Annotated in this window: 22 protein-coding genes, 1 tRNA gene and 2 pseudogenes; 9 read left to right on the forward strand and 16 right to left on the reverse strand. The window is 62.8% G+C overall.

Annotated elements, in window-relative coordinates; all coding sequences use genetic code 11:
* Positions 1-56: 56 nt before the first annotated feature.
* From arsH to NKK51_RS04455, 10 genes are all read right to left on the reverse strand, one after another.
* Entirely contained in the window at positions 57-791 is a 735-nt protein-coding gene (gene arsH / locus NKK51_RS04410; RefSeq protein ID WP_352551432.1) for an arsenical resistance protein ArsH, read from the reverse strand.
* Entirely contained in the window at positions 784-1,206 is a 423-nt protein-coding gene (arsC, locus tag NKK51_RS04415; RefSeq protein WP_352551435.1) for an arsenate reductase (glutaredoxin), read from the reverse strand. The genes arsH and arsC overlap by 8 nt, the downstream gene beginning before the upstream one ends.
* The gene (arsB, locus tag NKK51_RS04420; RefSeq protein WP_502902442.1) at positions 1,203-2,312 is read right to left on the reverse strand and encodes an ACR3 family arsenite efflux transporter; all 1,110 of its coding nucleotides are present in this window, start codon (positions 2,310-2,312) and stop codon (positions 1,203-1,205) included. Before arsB ends, arsC begins: the two co-directional genes overlap by 4 nt.
* A gap of 15 nt (positions 2,313-2,327) precedes the next feature.
* Complete coding sequence (locus NKK51_RS04425) at positions 2,328-2,837, reverse strand: arsenate reductase ArsC (RefSeq protein WP_352551437.1); 510 nt, start codon at positions 2,835-2,837, stop codon at positions 2,328-2,330.
* A gap of 11 nt (positions 2,838-2,848) precedes the next feature.
* Positions 2,849-3,181 (reverse strand): ArsR/SmtB family transcription factor, encoded by a 333-nt coding sequence (locus tag NKK51_RS04430; protein ID WP_352551439.1) that lies wholly within the window; start codon positions 3,179-3,181, stop codon positions 2,849-2,851.
* 70 nt (positions 3,182-3,251) lie between these two features.
* The gene (locus NKK51_RS04435; RefSeq protein WP_352551441.1) at positions 3,252-3,953 is read right to left on the reverse strand and encodes an RES family NAD+ phosphorylase; all 702 of its coding nucleotides are present in this window, start codon (positions 3,951-3,953) and stop codon (positions 3,252-3,254) included.
* Complete coding sequence (locus tag NKK51_RS04440; RefSeq protein WP_352551442.1) at positions 3,947-4,369, reverse strand: antitoxin Xre/MbcA/ParS toxin-binding domain-containing protein; 423 nt, start codon at positions 4,367-4,369, stop codon at positions 3,947-3,949. Before NKK51_RS04440 ends, NKK51_RS04435 begins: the two co-directional genes overlap by 7 nt.
* A 145-nt stretch (positions 4,370-4,514) precedes the next feature.
* Positions 4,515-5,948 carry an aldehyde dehydrogenase family protein gene (locus NKK51_RS04445; protein ID WP_352551444.1) on the reverse strand — a complete coding sequence of 478 codons (1,434 nt, stop codon included), beginning with the start codon at positions 5,946-5,948 and terminating at the stop codon, positions 4,515-4,517.
* A 159-nt stretch (positions 5,949-6,107) separates the two neighbouring features.
* Positions 6,108-6,491, reverse strand: coding sequence for an ACT domain-containing protein (locus NKK51_RS04450; protein ID WP_023809332.1), 384 nt, complete (start codon positions 6,489-6,491; stop codon positions 6,108-6,110).
* A gap of 15 nt (positions 6,492-6,506) precedes the next feature.
* Positions 6,507-6,986, reverse strand: a complete 480-nt coding sequence (locus NKK51_RS04455) for a GNAT family N-acetyltransferase (RefSeq protein WP_352551446.1) — start codon at positions 6,984-6,986, stop codon at positions 6,507-6,509.
* 196 nt (positions 6,987-7,182) lie between these two features.
* Between NKK51_RS04455 and NKK51_RS04460 the strand changes: the two are divergent.
* From NKK51_RS04460 to NKK51_RS04470, 3 genes and pseudogenes are all read left to right on the forward strand, one after another.
* Positions 7,183-7,299, forward strand: a pseudogene (locus NKK51_RS04460) (cation transporter); the annotation flags it as partial.
* Between the two features lie 380 nt (positions 7,300-7,679).
* Complete coding sequence (locus NKK51_RS04465) at positions 7,680-8,057, forward strand: ester cyclase (protein ID WP_023809335.1); 378 nt, start codon at positions 7,680-7,682, stop codon at positions 8,055-8,057.
* Between the two features lie 139 nt (positions 8,058-8,196).
* A complete protein-coding gene (locus NKK51_RS04470) occupies positions 8,197-9,252 on the forward strand; it encodes a YeiH family protein (protein ID WP_023809336.1) in 1,056 nt (351 codons plus the stop codon).
* 15 nt (positions 9,253-9,267) lie between these two features.
* Here NKK51_RS04470 and msrC read toward each other — a convergent pair.
* The 3 genes and pseudogenes from msrC to NKK51_RS04485 form a co-directional block, all read right to left on the reverse strand.
* Positions 9,268-9,762: pseudogene (gene msrC / locus NKK51_RS04475) on the reverse strand (free L-methionine (R)-S-oxide reductase MsrC); the annotation flags it as partial.
* A 261-nt stretch (positions 9,763-10,023) separates the two neighbouring features.
* Positions 10,024-11,649, reverse strand: coding sequence for a chaperonin GroEL (gene groL / locus NKK51_RS04480; protein ID WP_023809339.1), 1,626 nt, complete (start codon positions 11,647-11,649; stop codon positions 10,024-10,026).
* 33 nt (positions 11,650-11,682) lie between these two features.
* Complete coding sequence (locus tag NKK51_RS04485; RefSeq protein ID WP_352551448.1) at positions 11,683-12,039, reverse strand: co-chaperone GroES; 357 nt, start codon at positions 12,037-12,039, stop codon at positions 11,683-11,685.
* Positions 12,040-12,290: 251 nt separating this feature from the next.
* On the opposite strand from NKK51_RS04485, the gene NKK51_RS04490 reads away from it, so the two are divergent.
* Together NKK51_RS04490 and NKK51_RS04495 are read left to right on the forward strand one after the other, a co-directional pair.
* Positions 12,291-12,539 carry a hypothetical protein gene (locus tag NKK51_RS04490; protein ID WP_023760015.1) on the forward strand — a complete coding sequence of 83 codons (249 nt, stop codon included), beginning with the start codon at positions 12,291-12,293 and terminating at the stop codon, positions 12,537-12,539.
* A complete protein-coding gene (locus NKK51_RS04495; RefSeq protein WP_023809341.1) occupies positions 12,536-12,802 on the forward strand; it encodes a DUF1488 family protein in 267 nt (88 codons plus the stop codon). The genes NKK51_RS04490 and NKK51_RS04495 overlap by 4 nt, the downstream gene beginning before the upstream one ends.
* A 28-nt stretch (positions 12,803-12,830) precedes the next feature.
* Here the strand turns inward: NKK51_RS04495 and NKK51_RS04500 are convergent, their stop codons facing one another.
* The 3 genes from NKK51_RS04500 to NKK51_RS04510 form a co-directional block, all read right to left on the reverse strand.
* A complete protein-coding gene (locus tag NKK51_RS04500; RefSeq protein ID WP_023809342.1) occupies positions 12,831-13,022 on the reverse strand; it encodes a hypothetical protein in 192 nt (63 codons plus the stop codon).
* Between the two features lie 5 nt (positions 13,023-13,027).
* Positions 13,028-13,231, reverse strand: coding sequence for a hypothetical protein (locus tag NKK51_RS04505; protein WP_352551450.1), 204 nt, complete (start codon positions 13,229-13,231; stop codon positions 13,028-13,030).
* Positions 13,232-13,419: 188 nt separating this feature from the next.
* Positions 13,420-13,495, reverse strand: a tRNA-Cys gene (locus tag NKK51_RS04510).
* A 422-nt stretch (positions 13,496-13,917) separates the two neighbouring features.
* On the opposite strand from NKK51_RS04510, the gene NKK51_RS04515 reads away from it, so the two are divergent.
* The 4 genes from NKK51_RS04515 to NKK51_RS04530 all read left to right on the forward strand — a co-directional run bounded on the left by NKK51_RS04515 (position 13,918) and on the right by NKK51_RS04530 (position 18,229).
* A complete protein-coding gene (locus tag NKK51_RS04515) occupies positions 13,918-14,961 on the forward strand; it encodes a LacI family DNA-binding transcriptional regulator (RefSeq protein WP_352551451.1) in 1,044 nt (347 codons plus the stop codon).
* A gap of 63 nt (positions 14,962-15,024) precedes the next feature.
* The gene (locus NKK51_RS04520) at positions 15,025-16,272 is read left to right on the forward strand and encodes an ABC transporter substrate-binding protein (RefSeq protein WP_352551453.1); all 1,248 of its coding nucleotides are present in this window, start codon (positions 15,025-15,027) and stop codon (positions 16,270-16,272) included.
* A 176-nt stretch (positions 16,273-16,448) separates the two neighbouring features.
* Positions 16,449-17,372 carry a carbohydrate ABC transporter permease gene (locus NKK51_RS04525; protein WP_352551455.1) on the forward strand — a complete coding sequence of 308 codons (924 nt, stop codon included), beginning with the start codon at positions 16,449-16,451 and terminating at the stop codon, positions 17,370-17,372.
* Entirely contained in the window at positions 17,372-18,229 is an 858-nt protein-coding gene (locus NKK51_RS04530) for a carbohydrate ABC transporter permease (RefSeq protein ID WP_127326524.1), read from the forward strand. The genes NKK51_RS04525 and NKK51_RS04530 overlap by 1 nt, the downstream gene beginning before the upstream one ends.
* Positions 18,230-18,241 lie beyond the last annotated feature (12 nt).

Genomic DNA, 18,241 nt, shown 5'->3' on the forward strand with positions numbered 1-18,241 from the left:
CCATATCCGACCTATGAACCAAGGTCAATAATAATTCGACTATTGTCGAAATAGCGTCAGATCGACCGCTGGTTGACCCGCTTGGCGACCTCTTCCGCACTCTCGACCCGCTCGGAATAGCGGTCCGTCAGGTAGTTGGAGCGGTCGCGCAGGAGCAGGGTGAACTTCATCAGCTCCTCCATCACGTCGACGATCCGGTTGTAATACGATGACGGCTTCATGCGGCCGGCTTCGTCGAACTCGGCGAAAGCCTTGGCGACCGGCGATTGGTTGGGGATGGTGACCATTCGCATCCAGCGGCCAAGGATGCGGAGCTGGTTGACGGCGTTAAAACTCTGGGAGCCGCCGGAGACCTGCATGACGGCGAGCGTCCTGCCCTGCGTCGGTCGTACTCCGCCCATCGACAGCGGCAGCCAGTCAATCTGCGCCTTCATCACCCCCGTCATGGAACCGTGCCGTTCCGGAGAGCACCATACCTGGGCCTCCGACCAGATGGACAGGTCCCGCAATTCCCCGACCTTGGGATGGTCGGCGGACGTCGAATCCGGCAGCGGCAGGCCCGAAGGATTGAAGATGCGAACCTCGGCGCCGAAACGGCGAAGGATCCGCGCGGCCTCCTCGGTGACGAGGCGGGAATAGGACCGCTCCCGCAGCGATCCGTAGAGCATCAGCACGCGGGGCTTGTGAATGGACCTGGGCGTGTCCAGCAGAACCTGCATATCGATTGGTCGAAACTGCTCTTCGTCGACGTTCGGCAGCGCGTCATCGGCAACGTGGTTCTGCTCAGCCAATGCGCTTGTCCTCGGTGTCGACGACGACTTCGCCGTCCTCCTTAACGAACGGCCCGATATTGGGGTTGGGCAGGATGTCGAGAACCGCTTCCGAAGGTCGCGCGAGAACGACGCCGAGACGCGTGACCACGATCGGCCGATTGATCAGGATCGGATGCGCCATCATGAAATCAAGGATCTCGTCGTCGGTCCACTTGGGATTGCCCAGGTCGAGTTCCGCGTAAGGCGTGCCCTTTTCGCGCAGCAAGTCGCGTGGTTTCTTGCCCATCCCGGCGATCAGTTCGACCAGCCTCTCACGCGACGGCGGTGTCTTCAGATACTCGATCACCTCCGGCTCCTCGCCCGACTGCCGGATGATGGCCAGCGTGTTTCGCGACGTGCCGCAGTCAGGATTGTGGTAGATGGTGACGGTCATTGTGCTGCCCTCTCGTTGGACATGGTGTTGCGCACGGCGCCGCCCTCTTCGTACCAACCCTTGCTGCGGTTCACGATCCACACCACCGAGAGCATAACCGGAACCTCGATGAGAACGCCGACCACGGTGGCAAGGGCCGCGCCGGAATTCAGCCCGAACAGCGCGATCGCTGCGGCCACCGCCAGCTCGAAGAAGTTCGACGCGCCGATCAGCGCCGATGGTCCAGCCACGCAGTGCCGTTCGCCGCTGAGGCGGTTAAGCAGATAGGCAAGACCGGAGTTGAAATAGACCTGGATCAGGATCGGCACCGCCAGCAGCACGATCACCAACGGCTGTGCGATGATCTGCTCGCCCTGGAAGCCGAACAGCAGCACCAGCGTCGCCAGCAAGGCAATCAGCGACAAGGGCTGCAGCGTGGCAAGCAGGGCATCGAGCCCGGCCTGTCCCCTCGCTACCAGCAGCCGGCCACGAACCACCTGCGCGACGATCACCGGCGCGACGATGTAGAGTGCGACCGACAGCATCAGCGTGCCCCATGGCACGGTGATCGCCGACAGGCCGAGCAGCAGGCCGACGATGGGCGCGAAAGCGACGATCATGATCGCATCGTTGAGCGCCACCTGCGACAGCGTGAAATTCGGCTCGCCGCGCGTCAGGTTCGACCAGACGAACACCATCGCCGTGCAGGGCGCCGCGGCAAGGATGATCAGCCCGGCTATGTAGGAATCGATCTGCGCGGCCGGCAGCCACGGCCGGAACAGCCAGCCGATGAAGAGCCAGCCCAGCAGCGCCATCGAGAACGGCTTCACCGCCCAATTGATGAACAGCGTCACGCCGATGCCGCGCCAGTAGGTACCGACCCTGGCCAGCGAGGCGAAATCGACGCGCAAAAGCATCGGCACGATCATCAGCCAGATCAGCACGGCGACAGGAATGTTGACCCTGGCGATCTCGGCCGACGCGATGGCGCCGAACACGCCCGGCAATAGGTGGCCAAGCGTGATGCCTGCGACGATGCATAGCGCCACCCATACGGTTAGATATTTTTCGACGAAGCCGATGCCGGGCCGCGCCGCATTGTCCGCGTTCAGAGCGTGATCGGTCATGATGGGGTCCTTGGTTCAGCCGGCCTTCGGCAGGTTGCGGCCGATCTCGTCCAGGCGCTTCTGTAGTGCGAGCTTGTCGACCATGTTCATGGGCAGGCTGACGAAGATCGAGACGCGGTTGTTAAGCATGCGGTAGGCTTCGGCGAAGGCGAGATGTTTTTCGGCGTCGGTGCCTTCCATGGCAGCGGGATCGGGAATGCCCCAATGTGCCGTCATGGGCTGGCCCGGCCAGATCGGGCAGGATTCATTGGCGGCGTTGTCACAGACGGTGAAGACGAAGTTCATCTCCGGCGCGCCGGGAGCCGCGAATTCTTCCCAGCTCTTCGAGCGAGCAAAAGACGTGTCGTAGTTCAAGGTCTTCAAAAGCTGGAGCGCGAAAGGATGAACCTCACCCTTCGGCTGCGATCCAGCTGAAAATGCCTTGAACTTGCCGGCCCCGACACGGTTCAGGATTGCTTCTGCGAGGATCGATCGGGCCGAATTCCCCGTGCAGAGAAACAAGACATTATAGATTTGATCACCCATGGCTTCCTCTCTCAACATTTGCAGGTCACGGCCTGGATAACTGGCTGACACAGTTCCGGCGCGCCGTTGCAGCAATCTTCCATCAGATACGCCAGCAGGTCGCGCAAGCCGGTCATGTCGGCGACGTAGCGCACGATCCTTCCCTCGCGTTCGGGGCGAACCAGCCCGGCATGGGCGAGCACCTTCAGATGCGCCGACATGGTGTTCTGGACCGTGTCGAGCCTCGTTGCGATCTCGCCCGCCGGAATGCCTTCCGGGCCGGCACGCACGAGCAGCCGGAAGACATCCAGCCGCGTCTCCTGGCCAAGTGCGGCCAGCGCGTTCAAAGTGTCCTTCTTATCCATATATCTGAATCCTTGGATTTATGGATACCTGCATATCGACTTCCCCGCCATCTGTAAAGCCTTTCCGCCGCTATGATGTGACGGCCAGCACCTTTCCCGTATCGTGCTGGCGCACGAAGTCCACACGGGCGCCGTCCCAGTGGTAGCTGTAGTGGCGACCCTGCACTGGAATGGTAATGACATCGGGCCAGAAGATGCCGATGCAGCCGCCGCCCGGCATGCGCACGCTGTTCCACACCAGCCCGTCGCTGCCTGCTGCCCGCAGCGCCCGCCCTTCCGCCTGCGAGGCGGAATAGTCGTCCGGGTCGAGCACGCCGGGCACGGCGTTGACATCATCAAGGTCGCGGTCGACGCCGCCGATCAGCACACGAAAGTCAGCCGTCCAGCCCGGCCCCTCATTGGTGGCACGCATGAATTTCTGATGGTGGTGGATGGTCTCGGCGAGCGCGACGTCCTCGCTGTCGCCGGCATAGTAGATGCCGTAGCTGCCATCCGAGAAGCGGCCTGGCCGCAGCGTCGAACAGTGCACGAAAGGCGCCATCACGAAGCTGGCGCCGGGGCCGGAAACCCGCCTTGCGGCCGAAACCTTGCCGAGATCGCCGATCTCGAACCTTATGCGCGGGTTTGTCTTCGCCTCGACGGCAGCAAGCGCCTCCCAGTCGCGCGGATCGGCAATGTCCTCGAACAGGTCGATCGGCGGGTGGATAGAGCGGATGATGCGGAACGTCTGGTGCCAATGGACGCCGCGCCGGACCGCAAGCCCACTCACCATGCACCACGCTCCGCATCGAGCCATTCGCGCATCGCCGAGAGATCGGAGATTTCGCCGCGCAACATCAGGTCGAGCGCCGACTGGCCGCCGAAGGTGGCATTGGGCTTGCGGATCCAGGCGTAGCCGCGCGCCGGCTCCGTGAACAGATAGCGCAGGCCCTTGTGGATGCCCATCAGATGCGCCATGCGGGTGCGCAGATCGCGGTCGATCCTGCCGACGCCGCCTTCCTTCGCCCCAGTCTTCCAACGCGCCCAGGTCCGCGCCGACATGCCGCCGAGCAGGATGCAGGCCTCCAGGTCGGTGAGGTTCCAGGCCTTGAACAGATTGACCGTGGTGCGCGCCAGAGCGCCCGCTTCTTCATCCGAGATAGCGGCTCCGAACGTGGCCGGCGTGGTGATTATGGACTGAAGCTGCATTACGCTCGCCTTGCTGATTGGCAGATATATAGCATGAGTTTGCCAATTGGCAAGAGTGCGGGAAGTGGCAAGGCTTGGCTGCAAATGAAAAGGGCGCGGCCCACACCGCAGGGCGCGCCCTTCATTGCATCACACTGTGACGTGCCTATTCCGCCGCCTCATAGCCCGCGATGCATTTGATCTCGAGGAAATCCTCGAGCCCGTATTCGGCATATTCGCGGCCATTGCCCGACTGCTTGTAGCCACCGAACGGCAGGCCGGCGTCCCACTGGGGATAGTTGATGTAGACATTGCCGGTGCGCATGCGCGCCGCGACTTCGCGCGCCTTCTTCATGTCCTTGGCCTGGATGTAGGAGGCAAGGCCATAGACGGTGGCGTTGGCGGTCTCGACCACCTCGTCGACGCTGTCGTAGGGCATGATCGCCAGCACCGGCCCAAAGATCTCCTCGCGCGCGATGCGCATGTCGTGGGTGACGTCGGCGAACACCGTCGGCCTGACATAATAGCCGCGGTTGAGTTCGGCCGGACGGCCGGGGCCGCCGGCAACCAGCGTCGCACCCTCGTCGATGCCTGCCTGGATCAGGTCCTGGATCTTGTCGAACTGGACCTGGCTGACGACCGGGCCGAGCTTGGTGCCGGCTGCGTCGGCGGGGCCGACGGTGAACTTTTCCGCGGCCGCCTTGGCATAGCCGGCCGCCTCGTCATGGCGGTCGCGCGGCACGAACATGCGCGTCGGTGCGTTGCAGGACTGGCCACTGTTGCTGAAGCAGCCGGCGACGCCCTTGCTGACGGCGCTTGCGAGGTCGACATCCCCGAACAGGATGTTGGCAGACTTGCCGCCAAGCTCCTGGTGCACGCGCTTGACGGTGTCGGCGGCGGCCTTGGCCACCAGGATACCGGCACGGGTTGAACCGGTGAACGACATCATGTCGATGTCGGGATGGCTGGACAGCGCCTGGCCGACGCCGGGACCGTCGCCATTGACGAGGTTGAAGACGCCCTTCGGCACGCCGGCCTCGTCCAGGATTTCGGCGAAGATGATGGCGTCGAGCGGCGCGATCTCGGAGGGCTTCAGCACCATCGTGCAGCCGGCGGCCAGCGCCGGACCGACCTTGCAGGTGATCTGGTTGAGCGGCCAGTTCCACGGCGTGATCAGCCCGACGACGCCGATCGGCTCCTTGACCACCAGATGGTTGCCCTTGACGTGGCGGAATTCGAAAGTCTTCAGCGTCTCGGCCATTTTGGTCAGATGCGCCAGCCCAATGCCGACCTGGCTGTCCAACGCCATCTGGCGCGGCGCGCCCATCTCGCGTGACACAGCGACGGCAAGATCGCCACTGCGCTTCTTGTAGACCGCGATGATGCGGTTCAGCAGGTCGAGCCGCTCACCAACCTCTGTAAAACCAAAGCTGTTGAAGGCGCGCTTGGCGGCAGCCACCGCCTTGTCGACATCGGCCTTGGAGCCGAGCGAAATCTGCGCAAAGGCGTCCTCATTCGAGGGATCGATGACGTCCAATGTATTGGGCACAACAGGATCGACCCACGCGCCTTCGATATAGAATTGCAGATTGTGTGACATGGTTTTCTCCTTGGCCGCATGGCCGCGCCGGGCCGTCATATCTGGCTGGAGATAACGATGCACAAACGCCGCTGTCAAACGCAACCCCCGAAGTCGTTGAGCCAGTGCGGCAGTGATTGAGCCAGAGCGGTTGGGCCAGCGAGTAGTGGTGGGGATGGACTACAGCAAGATATGCCCGGCCTCGACCAGAAACCGCCTCGCGGCGGCCTGATCCGTCGCTTTCACCAACAGATGGTCACCATCGAAAGTGGACACCAGGAAGATGCCCAACCCGTTTTCCGACAACGGCCTGATAACCGACAGCACGATACCGGTTTCATCGAAGGCAAACGGGCCCTCGAGTTTGAAGGCCACCCAGTCGATATCCTGCTTGACGGCATGCGGCACGCGGTCCTGCAAGCAAACGATCGAAAGCTCGTCGTCAGTCCTTGTGATGCTGACGAAGCCTGGCCCGTCCGCCCAACCGGGAATGATCTCGCCCGCCTCCAGCCGGGAAACCGCGTAAAGCCCTAGGAGTTGCTTAAGCCTGACCCTGGCAGCCATTATCGAACTCCTTCGTCAGATTGCCGGTAATCCCGCGAGCCTCTTGCTCATATAGACCGTCATGCCGCCCATGAACGGCTCTTCCCGATCGATGACATAGCCCTGCCTCTTGTAGAGCGACACATTCGCCTCGAAGGCGCCATTGGTCAGCAGGCGAAGCTCGGCACGTCCTGCTTCGATTGCCTTGCGCTCGGCCAGCTCCAGCAACAGCCGGCCAATCCCTCTCCCCTGCGCATCCGGTGCCACGCAGACATTCTCGATCCAGAGGTGATCTGCGGCCAGGATGGTTTCAATCATCCCGACAATGCCGCCATCCTCGACGGCGAGATCGAACGGATCCTCGGCAACAGCCTTGTCGTAGTCGGCGCGCATAGGCAGCGGCTCGCGGCCGATCACCGGCACCCATTTGGCATAGGCGGCGCGAACGATATCCCGGATCGCGGCGGCGTCAGCGGGCTCGGCCGGCCGAAGCCGGATAGAAGAATTGTTGGTCATCAAAGTGCTCCAGATATGAAAAACCCCGCCGGCGGTGTCGCGGGCGGGGCTGGAAACGAACGAACCGGATCTATCCTGCCGGTCTTTGTCGTCGCGCAATCAGTCTGCCGCTCCGCACTGAATCGCTGCGGGCCTTGCGATAAACGGCAATTGATCGATGGACAAAATATGACCGGAACGCTGAACAAGGGTGCGGATGGTTGCCATCCTGAACCTGGCCTATTTCGGGATCGAGTTTGCCGTAGCCGTCTGGATCGGATCGGCATCGCTGTTCGCGGACAGCATCGATTTTCTGGAGGACGCATCCGACAATCACCGCCGCCGCCGTCGAGATGCAGGGACGCGCGGCAAGCAACAATTACTGGGCCAGTTTCTCCCTCCCCGCGCAACACAGCCTGACCGCGCCTTCGGGAATCGTTGCCCCCGGCGGCCGGTGGCGGCGCAATGCCCGGCCAATGGAACACCCTCCATCGCCGTCGCCGATATCCACACAAATCCGGCGGACCCGGCCCGGCCTTGGCGACGGACGGCGCGGACGGGAATCTATCAGCCGCATCTGGTGGACGACGACCAGCGGAGCAACGACCGCGGCATGTTCTAGGCGGCGCGCCGGCAGGCGATGTCGCATCTGGACTGCACCCGCAGTCGTTCTATCTTTTTGCTCGACCCAGACCAAGCACCGGAGCCATCGCCGTGACCGTTACCGACCTCTATCGAGGCTACATCGCCTGCCTCAACAATCAGGATTGGCAAAATCTGCATCGCTTCGTCCATGACGAGGTCCACTACAATGGCGACCGCGTCAGGCTGGCGGGGTACCGCGAAATGCTGGAGCGCGATTTTCGGGAGATCCCAGACCTCTATTTCGACATCCAACTGCAAATCGCCGAACCGCCGTTCATAGCCAGCCGGCTCCAGTTCAACTGCACGCCGAAGGGAACCTTCTTCGGCCTGCCCATCAACGGCCGGAAGATCTCCTTCAGTGAGAACGTCTTCTATGAATTCCTCGACGACACAATCAGGAACGTCTGGTCGGTGATCGACAAGGCGGCGATCGAAGCGCAGCTTTAATCCAGGTCGGCCAGAAGATGACGCACAGCCAATGCCCCACCGATCGTTCGTAAAAACCGATCATTATGACGAAAATAATTCGTTGGAAAGATTATTTGAGGAATGACATTCTCCCCGCGTACTCGCCTGGAGCATTGCATTGTCTTCCGTTTCCCACTTCGCGAACGATATTCCGAAAAGCGCTTTTCCTGCTGATCTGACACCAAGGCGGAAATCCCTCAACTGGAATGGCATCGTCCCCGGCGTCGTCCTTGTCACGATGATCACGGCTGTTGCCTTCTCGGCCCGCAATGTCTCCGGCGTCGCCTTGTTCAGCCCGATGATCCTGGCCGTCGTTGCCGGCATGATCCACTCCAACGTGCTCGGCACACCGGTGCACGCCAAAGCCGGTATCGCATTCTCGCAAAAGCGCCTGTTGCGCTTCGCCATCGTGCTGCTCGGCTTCCAGCTGACGCTCGGCCAAGTCGTCTCGATCGGCGCCGGCGGCGTCGGCATTGTCGCGGCCACGCTTGGTGCCACCTTCGTTTTCACCATCACGCTCGGTCGGCTGATCGGCGTCGACGCCAAGCTGGCGCAGCTGATCGCCGCCGGCACCTCGATCTGCGGCGCCTCGGCTATCGTCGCCACCAACATCGTCACCGATGCGCGCGACGAGGACGTCACCTACGCCGTCGCCTCGATCACCTTGTTCGGCACCGTCGCCATGCTCGGCTTCCCGCTCATGGCGCCCATGCTCGGCCTCGACCAGCACGCTTTCGGCCTGTGGGCAGGCGCCTCGATCCATGAAGTGGCGCAAGTCATCGGCGCCGGCTTCCAGAACGGCACCCAGTCCGGCGAGATCGCCACCGTCGCCAAGCTGACCCGCGTCGCCATGCTGGCGCCGATGGTCGTCGCGCTCGGCCTGATGGCGCGCCGCAGGAGCAGCAGTGAGGTGGCGGCGCGGCCGCCCATGCCGTGGTTCGTCGCCGCCTTCGTCGCCATCGTGGCGCTGAACAGCCTCGTCACCGTGCCGGCCGAGGTGAAATCGGCAATGGCGCTCGCCACCACCATCATGCTGACCATGGGGCTGGCCGCCATGGGCCTGCAGGCCGACATCTCGCAGTTGCGCTCACGCGGCCTGCGCCCCTTGGCGCTCGCCTTCTCGGCCTTCCTGTTCATCGGCTGCTTCAGCCTGCTGCTGGTGAAATTCGCCTAGTCTAAACCGGGCATAGTCCTCGAACGAACTCGCCGCGGCATAGATCGCCGCCAGCGTCTCGATGCCGGCCTGGTCGGCCTTGTCGAAGCGGCCGGGCAGCGGGCTGTCGAGATCGAGCACGCCGAAGACGCCTTCATCGTCCTCGAGCAGCACCACCAGTTCCGAGCGCGAGTCGGCATCGCAGGCGATGTGGCCGGGAAAATCATGCACGTCCTTGATCAGCATCGAGGTGCCGAGTTCGACCGCCGTTCCGCACACGCCTTTGCCGACGGCGATGCGCACACAGGCCGGCTTGCCCTGGAACGGCCCGAGCACCATTTCCTCGTCCGATTGCAGGAAATAGAACCCGGCCCAGTTGAGGTCCGGCACCATCTGGAAGATGAGTGCTGCGGTGTTGGCCGCATTGGCGATCGAATCGCGCTCGCCGTCGAGCAGCGCCTTAAGCTGAGTGGCGAGGTCGCGGTAGAACGCGGCCTTGTCTGAGGTGTCGATGGCCTTAGCCGCAAACATGAACGTGTCTCCGTATAGGGGATGGCGGTTCGTCCGATCGCTTGCCAAAGTCGGGCGAGCTCCGCGACCAAGGGCCGCCTGGACAGTCTAGCGTGGATTGCGTCCCCTCCGAAAGCCGCAAGATCAGGGGTGCCGCCCGGCGCTGGGCCGGACGGCAAGGCAGCCATGCGTAAACTTTGCGATGGATCGTCTTGAGAATCATGACGGCCCCGATCGGGGGCCGCCATTCACATCTCAAACAGATCGGACAAGTCCTGCGTTTTAGTAGCCGCCCATGCCACCGCCGCCCGCCGGGGCAGCGTCTTTCGGCGGGATGTCGGTGATCATCGCTTCGGCGGTGATCAAAAGGGCCGCGATCGAACCGGCATCCTGCAGTGCGGTGCGCACCACTTTCGCCGGATCGACGATGCCTGCCTTGATCATGTCAACATAGACCTCGTTCTGGGCGTCAAAACCCTGATTGTGGTCCTTGCTGTCGGTGAGCTTGCCGACGACGATGGAGCCCTCGACGCCGGAATTCTCGGCTATCTGGCGGATCGGCGCTTCGAGCGCCCGCAGCACGATCGTGATGCCGGCCGTGACATCGGCATTGGCGCCGGTCAGGCCGCCAAGCACCGAGCGGGCACGCAGCAGAGCCACGCCGCCGCCGGGCACGATGCCTTCCTCGACCGCCGCGCGGGTGGCGTTCAGCGCATCGTCGATGCGGTCCTTCTTTTCCTTGACTTCCGACTCGGTGACGCCGCCGACGCGGATGACGGCTACCCCGCCGGCGAGCTTGGCCAGCCGCTCCTGCAGCTTCTCCTTGTCGTAGTCGGAGGTCGTCTCCTCGATCTGGCCCTTGATCTGGGCGACGCGCGCCTGGATCGTCGCCTTGGTGCCGGCACCGTCGATGATCGTGGTGGTGTCTTTCTCGATCAGCACACGCTTGGCGCGGCCGAGCATCTCGATGGTGACGTTTTCAAGCTTGATGCCGAGGTCCTCGGAGATCATCTGGCCTGATGTCAGCACGGCGATGTCTTCCAGCATCGCCTTGCGGCGATCGCCGAAGCCCGGCGCCTTGACGGCCGCGACCTTGAGGCCGCCGCGCAGCTTGTTGACGACCAGCGTCGCCAGAGCCTCGCCCTCGACGTCCTCGGAGATGATCAGCAGCGGCCTGCCGCTCTGCACCACCGCTTCGAGGATCGGCAGCATCGCCTGCAGATTGCCGAGCTTCTTCTCGTGGATAAGGATGTAGGGCTCTTCCAGCTCGACGCGCATCTTGTCGGCATTGGTGACGAAATAGGGCGAGAGATAGCCGCGGTCGAACTGCATGCCTTCGACGACATCGAGTTCGGTCTCTGCGGTCTTGGCTTCCTCGACGGTGATGACGCCGTCATTGCCGACCTTGTCCATCGCCTTGGCGATCATCTCGCCGACGCTGGCATCGCCATTGGCGGCGATGGTGCCGACCTGTGCGATCTCGGCCGACGACTTGACCTTCTTGGCGCGCGCCTGGATTTCCTTGACCACGGCGGAAACCGCCTGGTCGATGCCGCGCTTCAGATCCATGGGATTCATGCCGGCGGCGACCAGCTTGGCGCCTTCGCGCAGGATCGAGGCGGCCAGCACCGTGGCGGTGGTGGTGCCGTCACCGGCGAGGTCGTTGGTCTTCGAGGCCACTTCGCGCACCATCTGGGCGCCCATGTTCTCGAACTTGTCGGCAAGCTCGATTTCCTTGGCGACGGTGACGCCGTCCTTGGTGATGCGCGGCGCGCCATAGGCCTTGTCGATGATGACATTGCGGCCCTTAGGGCCGAGCGTGACCTTCACCGCATTGGTGAGGATCTCGACGCCGCGCAGCATGCGGTCGCGCGCGTCGGTGGAGAATTTGATTTCCTTGGCAGACATGATTTTTATCCAGTTCGTTCGGAGAAAATGAGGTCAGGCAGCTTTCTTGGCGGCCACGGTCTTGTCGGTTGCAGCGCCCTTGTCGATAATGCCAGTCTCGCTCTTGTCGATGACGCCCATGATGTCGGCTTCCTTCATGATCAGAAGGTCCTCGCCGTCGATCTTGACCTCGGTGCCCGACCATTTGCCGAACAGGATGAAGTCGCCGGCCTTGACGTCGAGCGGAACAAGCGCGCCGTTTTCGTCGCGTGCGCCAGGCCCGACGGCGATGACTTCGCCCTCCTGCGGCTTTTCCTTGGCAGTGTCGGGGATGATGATCCCGCCCTTGGATTTGATATCGCCTTCGGCGCGACGAATGACGACGCGGTCGTGGAGTGGCCGAAATTTCATGGGAACTTTCTTTCTGGGGCCGGCACAGGCGGCCACGCCCCTCCTCTATAGACGCGTTGGCACTCGATAGATAGGAGTGCCAAAAATTATTCGCGGACCACATTAAAATATTCAAAAGTATTATTTCAGCTGGCCGTTTCGTGTTATCCGCAGAATGTCAAATAATTCAAAAGATTGAATTTTGCCGATCGAGTGCCTATTTATCGGACAAGTTCACTTTCACGATTTCAGGCACAAGGGAGATTTCTTCGATGGCCGAAGGCAATCAGACGATCATGGAAAAAGCTGAAGCCCGCTTTGTCGACAAGCAGAAGAAGACAGCGGAGAAAAACAAGGCGACCGCCGAATATATGTCCGAGGCAAGAGCCAGGGAAATCAAGACGGCAAGGCTGAGGGAGCTTCGGCTGGCCAAGGAAGAGGCCGATCGTGTCGCCGAGGCCCTCAATCCGACGCCGAAGAAGAAGCGGGTGACCAAGAAAGCCACGGAGGCCAAGACATGAGCCTCACCTTTCCCAACCGCAGCCGCAGCTATGACGAAGCGGGCCAGCGCATTCGTTTCGTTGGCCATGACGGCATGTTCCAGATCTCGTTTTCCGTCGCTGCCGACGCCATGGCCAAGATGCGGCCGGGCACAGCTGCCGACGAAGCCGGTTATCTCCAGACATTCGACACCGAGAGCAGCGCCATCCGCGAGGTGGCGTCGAAGGCCTATGACCGCACCCGCAAGAGCATGTATGTGCTGACGGCGGCCGATTTCGGCTGAAATGGCGGCGAGTTGGCGCTGACCGCGATCAGGTCTTGCGCTCGGCCCTTTCGCGGCGTCTGACGTCGCGGACATTCATCTGCACGACCATGTCCTCGGCCTCGCGCGGCCCCATCCCGACCATCACCTTTTGCCGGACAACCGCAGGCTGGCCGGTGAAGACATCGATGATGCTCCAGCTCTGGGGAAGCTCCATGCGCAGCGTGTAGCGGTTGGCCATGGCGGTCAGCCTTGCATCGTGAAAAACACGGCGCCCAGGATCAGCACCGTCCAGGCGACGACCGACAGTTTCAGCATCATGCCGCCACGCACGGCCAGAAGCTTCCGCAGGTGCGGCACACCTGCCGACGAGACCGGTGCCGCCGCCAAGGCGACAGGGGCCTTGAGGCCAAGTTTTCCAAAGACGGGCAGCAGCGACGGTTCACGCACGAAAGGCCTCGAATGTCAGGGAAAAGCGAAGCAAGAACGCTCGCGCCCCTTCCATAGCACTTTTTCGCGAGCGCCTGCATGCCAAATTCAAGACAGGACTGCTTTGACGGCCAGTCCGTACTGCCTTCGCAACACACAATCTATTCGTGGGAACTGACTGCGCCCGGGGCAGATTGGGACGCCAAATTTGGAGGCCTCGCCTCGGGATCGAACCGAGGCTTCAGAGATTTGCCGTCTCCAGCGTAGCCGCTCCGCCACGAGGCCATGGCTGTGAAGTAGCGGCCAAATATTTACGGAAAGGTTAATCCCGAGGGATTGTTCAGAATTTTCGGGGTCGAGCTTCAGAGCGTTCGCCAGCCAACCTTGCCGGGTCTCGCTTCCGGCGCAGAGTTGAGATCCTTCACGCCCCAAGCGGCAGCCCGCCCCGTCTCGACCGAGGGCCTCCAGCACTGCGACTGACGTTCTTCCCCTGAGCTACGCGCTTCCGAGGCTGCTTTTACCCCGCGTTGCATTTCGGAGGAGAGGAGCGGAGGCCAACCAACTTTCCCCTTGAACAGCGATTCGATCTGGCTTAGCTTCATCTGAGAAAAGGTTTTCCCAAACAATCGTCGTCGGGCTCGGCCACCTGCCGGGCCTTACCCGGCTCGGTAAGAGAAAACCTTTTCCCAACCAAGGATCTCGGCGCGATGCCATCGGACGATCTGCCTGTTCCGGTCTTTTCCAAGCCAGTCACCTTGCGTGACGTGGCCGCCCAGGCCGGAGTCAGCGTCGCCACCGCATCCAAGGCGCTCAACAGCCAGGGCCGGATGACAGCCGAGACGCGCGAACGCATTCGCGAGACCGCCCGGCGGCTCGGCTTCCGGCCCAACAGCCTGGCGCAAAGCCTGCTCCGGCGCCGCAGCTTCACCGTCGGCCTGCTCACCAACGATACCTATGGCCGCTTCTCGCTGCCGCTGATGTCGGGCATTTCGGACGCGCTGGTCGACAATGGCGTCTCGGTGTTCCTGTGCAATGTCGAGGAGGATCCGCGGCTGGGCCAGATGCATGTCGACGCCATGCTCGACAAGCGCGTGGACGGCATCATCGCTACCGGCAAGCGCATCGATCGCCATCTGCCCGTCGACCTCTCCAATCTGCGCGTCCCGGTGATCTATGCCTTCACGCAGCCAGATCCCGACGCCGTCGCTTTCGTCTCGGACGATGTTGGCGGCGCCCGGCTGGCCGTCGAGCATTTCTGCCGGCTGGGCCGCAAGCGCATCGCCCACGTCACCGGGCCGGCGAGCTTTGCCGTGGTGCACGCGCGCGTCCAGGCTTACCGCGACGTGCTCGTCGAAAACGGCCTGACGGTCAGCGAGCCGCTGCTCGGCTCCTGGTCGGAAGCCTGGGGTCACCAGGCGGTTGCGCAACTGTTCGACGGCAAAAGCGAAAGGTCGGACGCGGTCTTCTGCGGCAACGACCAGATCGCGCGCGGCGTCATCGATGCTCTGCGCGAACGCGGGCTCGACGTCCCCAGTGATGTCGGCGTCATCGGTTTCGACAATTGGGAGATCGTGGCCGAGGCGACGCGCCCGCCGCTGACCTCTGTCGACATGAACCTGGTCGCGCTCGGGCGCGAGGCCGGGTTGACCCTGCTTTCGCTGGTCGGCGGCAAGCCCGCCGCGCCAGGCATTCGAAAACTGCCGTGCCGGCTGGTGGTGCGGCAGTCATGCGGCCATCCGCCGGGTGGCTGAAAACGAAGCGCCGCGCAATCGGCGCCGAGCCGCGGACCGCGGCCAACCTTGGAGGAGGAGAACATGAGGAACCTGATTGCCAAACTGACTCTGGCCGCTGCCGTTTTGGGTGGCGGTCTCGGCACTGCCGCCGCCGAGACGGCCAACATTTGGGTGCGCGCCGACGGCTCGAATTTCATGCCGAGGATCGTCGATGCCTACAACAAGGCGCACACCAACCAGGTCAAGCTCGACATCATTCCCAATGCCGAGATCATCCCGAAATACGGTGCCGCGGCCGCCGGCGGCACGGCGCCCGACGCCCTGTCGCTCGACCTGATCTACACGCCGTCCTTCGCCGCAGCCGGCCAATTGGAGGACATCACCGACTGGGCCAAGTCCCTGCCCTATTTCTCGAGCCTGTCGCCGGCGCATGTGAAGACCGGCACCTACAAGGATCACATCTATGGCCTGCCCTTCTCCGCCGACGCCTCGGTGCTGATCTGGAACAAGAAGCTGTTCAAGCAGGCCGGCCTCGACCCCGAAAAAGGTCCGGCCAACTGGGCCGAGATCGCGGCCGATGCCGAGAAGGTCAACGCGCTCGGCGGCAACATCAAGGGCTTCTACTTCTCCGGCAATTGCGGCGGCTGCAACATCTTCACTTTCACACCCCTGATCTGGGCGTCGGGCGGCGACATCCTGAGCGAAGACGGCTCGAAGGCGACGCTGGACAGCCCGCAGCTGCGCGGCGCCATCGATCTCTACCGCTCGATGGTCAAGAAGGATCTGGTGCCGGCGGGCGCGCAGACCGATACCGGCGCCAACTTCTTTGCGGCATTTGCCGCCGGCAATATCGGCATCTCGCCGTCCGGCGCCTTCGCCATCGGCGCGCTCAACACCCAGTATCCCGATATCGACTACGGCGTCACCTTCCTGCCGGGCAAGGACAGCGGCTGGTCGTCCTTTGCCGGCGGCGACAATTTCGTCGTCACCAAGGGCACCACGAAACTGCCCGTGGTGAAGGAATTCCTCGACTTCGCCTATTCGCTCGAAGGCCAGACGATCCTTGCCAAATACGGCAGCCTGCCGGTGCGCGGCGACATCGCCAAGGAAGCGCTGAAGGATCTCGATCCGCGCTACCAGATCGCCGCCGAGGCCATGGCCAAGGGCAAGACGCCCTATTCGGTGGTGTTCAACGACCTGATCAACTCCGCCAACGGGCCGTGGACGCAGATGATCAACGAGGTCTTCTTCGGCGACGATGTCGATGGCGCCATCGCCAATGCGCAGGAGACGATGCAGTCGATCATCGACCAGGCGCCGCAGAAGTAGCGCCAACCCCACCTCCCCCTCGAGGGGAGGTCGGACCGCAGGTCCGGGTGGGGTCGCCTCGGCAGTGCTCGACGTTCCTTTTTGGTCGGCGCGCTCCGCGGAGGACCCCACCCCCGGCCTACGGCCGGACCCTCCCCTCGAGGGGAGGGGGACGCAGCGCTAGCGGAAGAGCAGCCATGGCTATCATCACAGCAGCAACCACAGCGCCGCCCAGCGCCCGCAAACGCGCCAGCCGCCGGCAGTGGATCGGCCTGCTCTATGTCGCGCCGGCCGTCGCGCTTGTCGTCGTTTTCTTCCTCATCCCGCTTGGCATGACGGCGTGGATGTCACTGCACAACTGGCCGCTGATGGGCGAGCACAGCTATATCGGCCTCGGCAACTATGTCGCCATCCTGCGCGATACCAGGTTCTGGAACGCGCTGCGCTTCACCGCCTACTACACGGTGATCGTCACCATCGCGATCTTCGTGGTGGCGTTTCCGCTGGCGCTGTTCGTCGAAAGGCCGCGGCCGCTGACCAATCTCTACCGCACCATGTTCTTCATGCCGGCGGTTGTCGGCTTCGCCTCGGCCAGCCTGCTCTGGTCATGGCTCTTGAACGTCGATTCCGGCCTGTTCAGCCCGGCCGCCTACGACCTTGGCCTGATCGATAGGAAATTCAACCTCTTGGCCACCTTCCAGCCAGCCTTCTGGTCGATCATCGCCATGGTCGTCTGGAAGGTCGCCGGCTTCACCATGATCATCCTGATGGCCGGCCTGCAATCGATCCCGCAGGATCTGCAGGAGGCGGCCGTCATCGACGGTGCCGGGCCGTTCGCCCGGTTCAGGGCGATCACCCTGCCGCTGATGCGCCGCACGCTGGCACTGGCGCTGATCCTGTCGGTCGCCGGCTCGATCCTCGCCTTCGACCAATTCTACATCATCCTGCGCGGCGGCCCGCGCAACCAGACGCTGACGGCGGTCTACTGGATCTTCAACCAGTCCTTCGTGTCGTTCAAGCTCGGCTATGGCGCGGCACTTTCCATGGTGCTGCTGGTTATCCTGGTGGCGCTCAGCCTCGTCCAGCTATGGTTGTTGCGCAAGCCGGAGGGTCTCGACTGATGGCGCAGGCCGCCTCCCGTAGCCGCCGGCTCCTGAGCCGCGTCGCAGAGCATTCGACCGGCATCGTCGCCTCGGTGCTGTTTGCCGCGCCGATTGTTTGGGCGGTGCTGTCGGCGTTCAAGCCGGCGGCCGAAGCACGCCTGCCGCCGCTGCCTCCCTGGCCGACGTCGGGGTTCTCGCTGGAGAACTATGCCACGCTCAACAGCTTCGGCGACGGGCTGTGGGCTTCGGCGCAAAACAGCATCTATGTCTCGGTGATGACCGTCGTGCTCTCGGTCGCCGTCAGCGTGCTGGCCGGCTACGGCTTTTCGCGGTTCCGGTTTCCGTTCAAGGACCTGTTCTTTATCCTCATCCTGTCGACGATCATGATCCCGTTCCAGTCGATCCTGACGCCGATCTTCCTGGTGCTGACCAAGCTTGGCCTGCACAACACCCTGACCGGCCTGGTCGGCGTCTATGTGACGCTGCAACTGCCGTTCTCGATCTTCATGATGCGCAACGCCTTCGACGCCGTGCCGCGCGAAATCGAGGAGGCCGCCCGCATGGACGGTGCCAGCAATCTCACAATGCTTTTGAAGGTGATGCTGCCGCTGGTCTGGCCGGGCGTCGTCACCATCGCCCTGTTTGCCTTCCTCGGCGCCTGGAACGAATTCCTCGCCGCCCTCGTGCTGATGACCGACCAATCCAAGTTCACGCTGCCGGTGATGATGACCGCACTGCAGTCGGGCCGCTTCGGCGCCATCGACTGGGGCGCGGTGCAGGCTGGCGTCACCGTGATGATGGTGCCGTGCCTGATCCTGTTCCTGGCGCTGCAGCGCTTCTACATCCGCGGCCTGATGGCCGGGGCCGTCAAATAGACAGACCGAATG

It is taken from the genome of Mesorhizobium sp. M0011 (genome assembly GCF_040324155.1).
GTDB lineage: Bacteria > Pseudomonadota > Alphaproteobacteria > Rhizobiales > Rhizobiaceae > Mesorhizobium.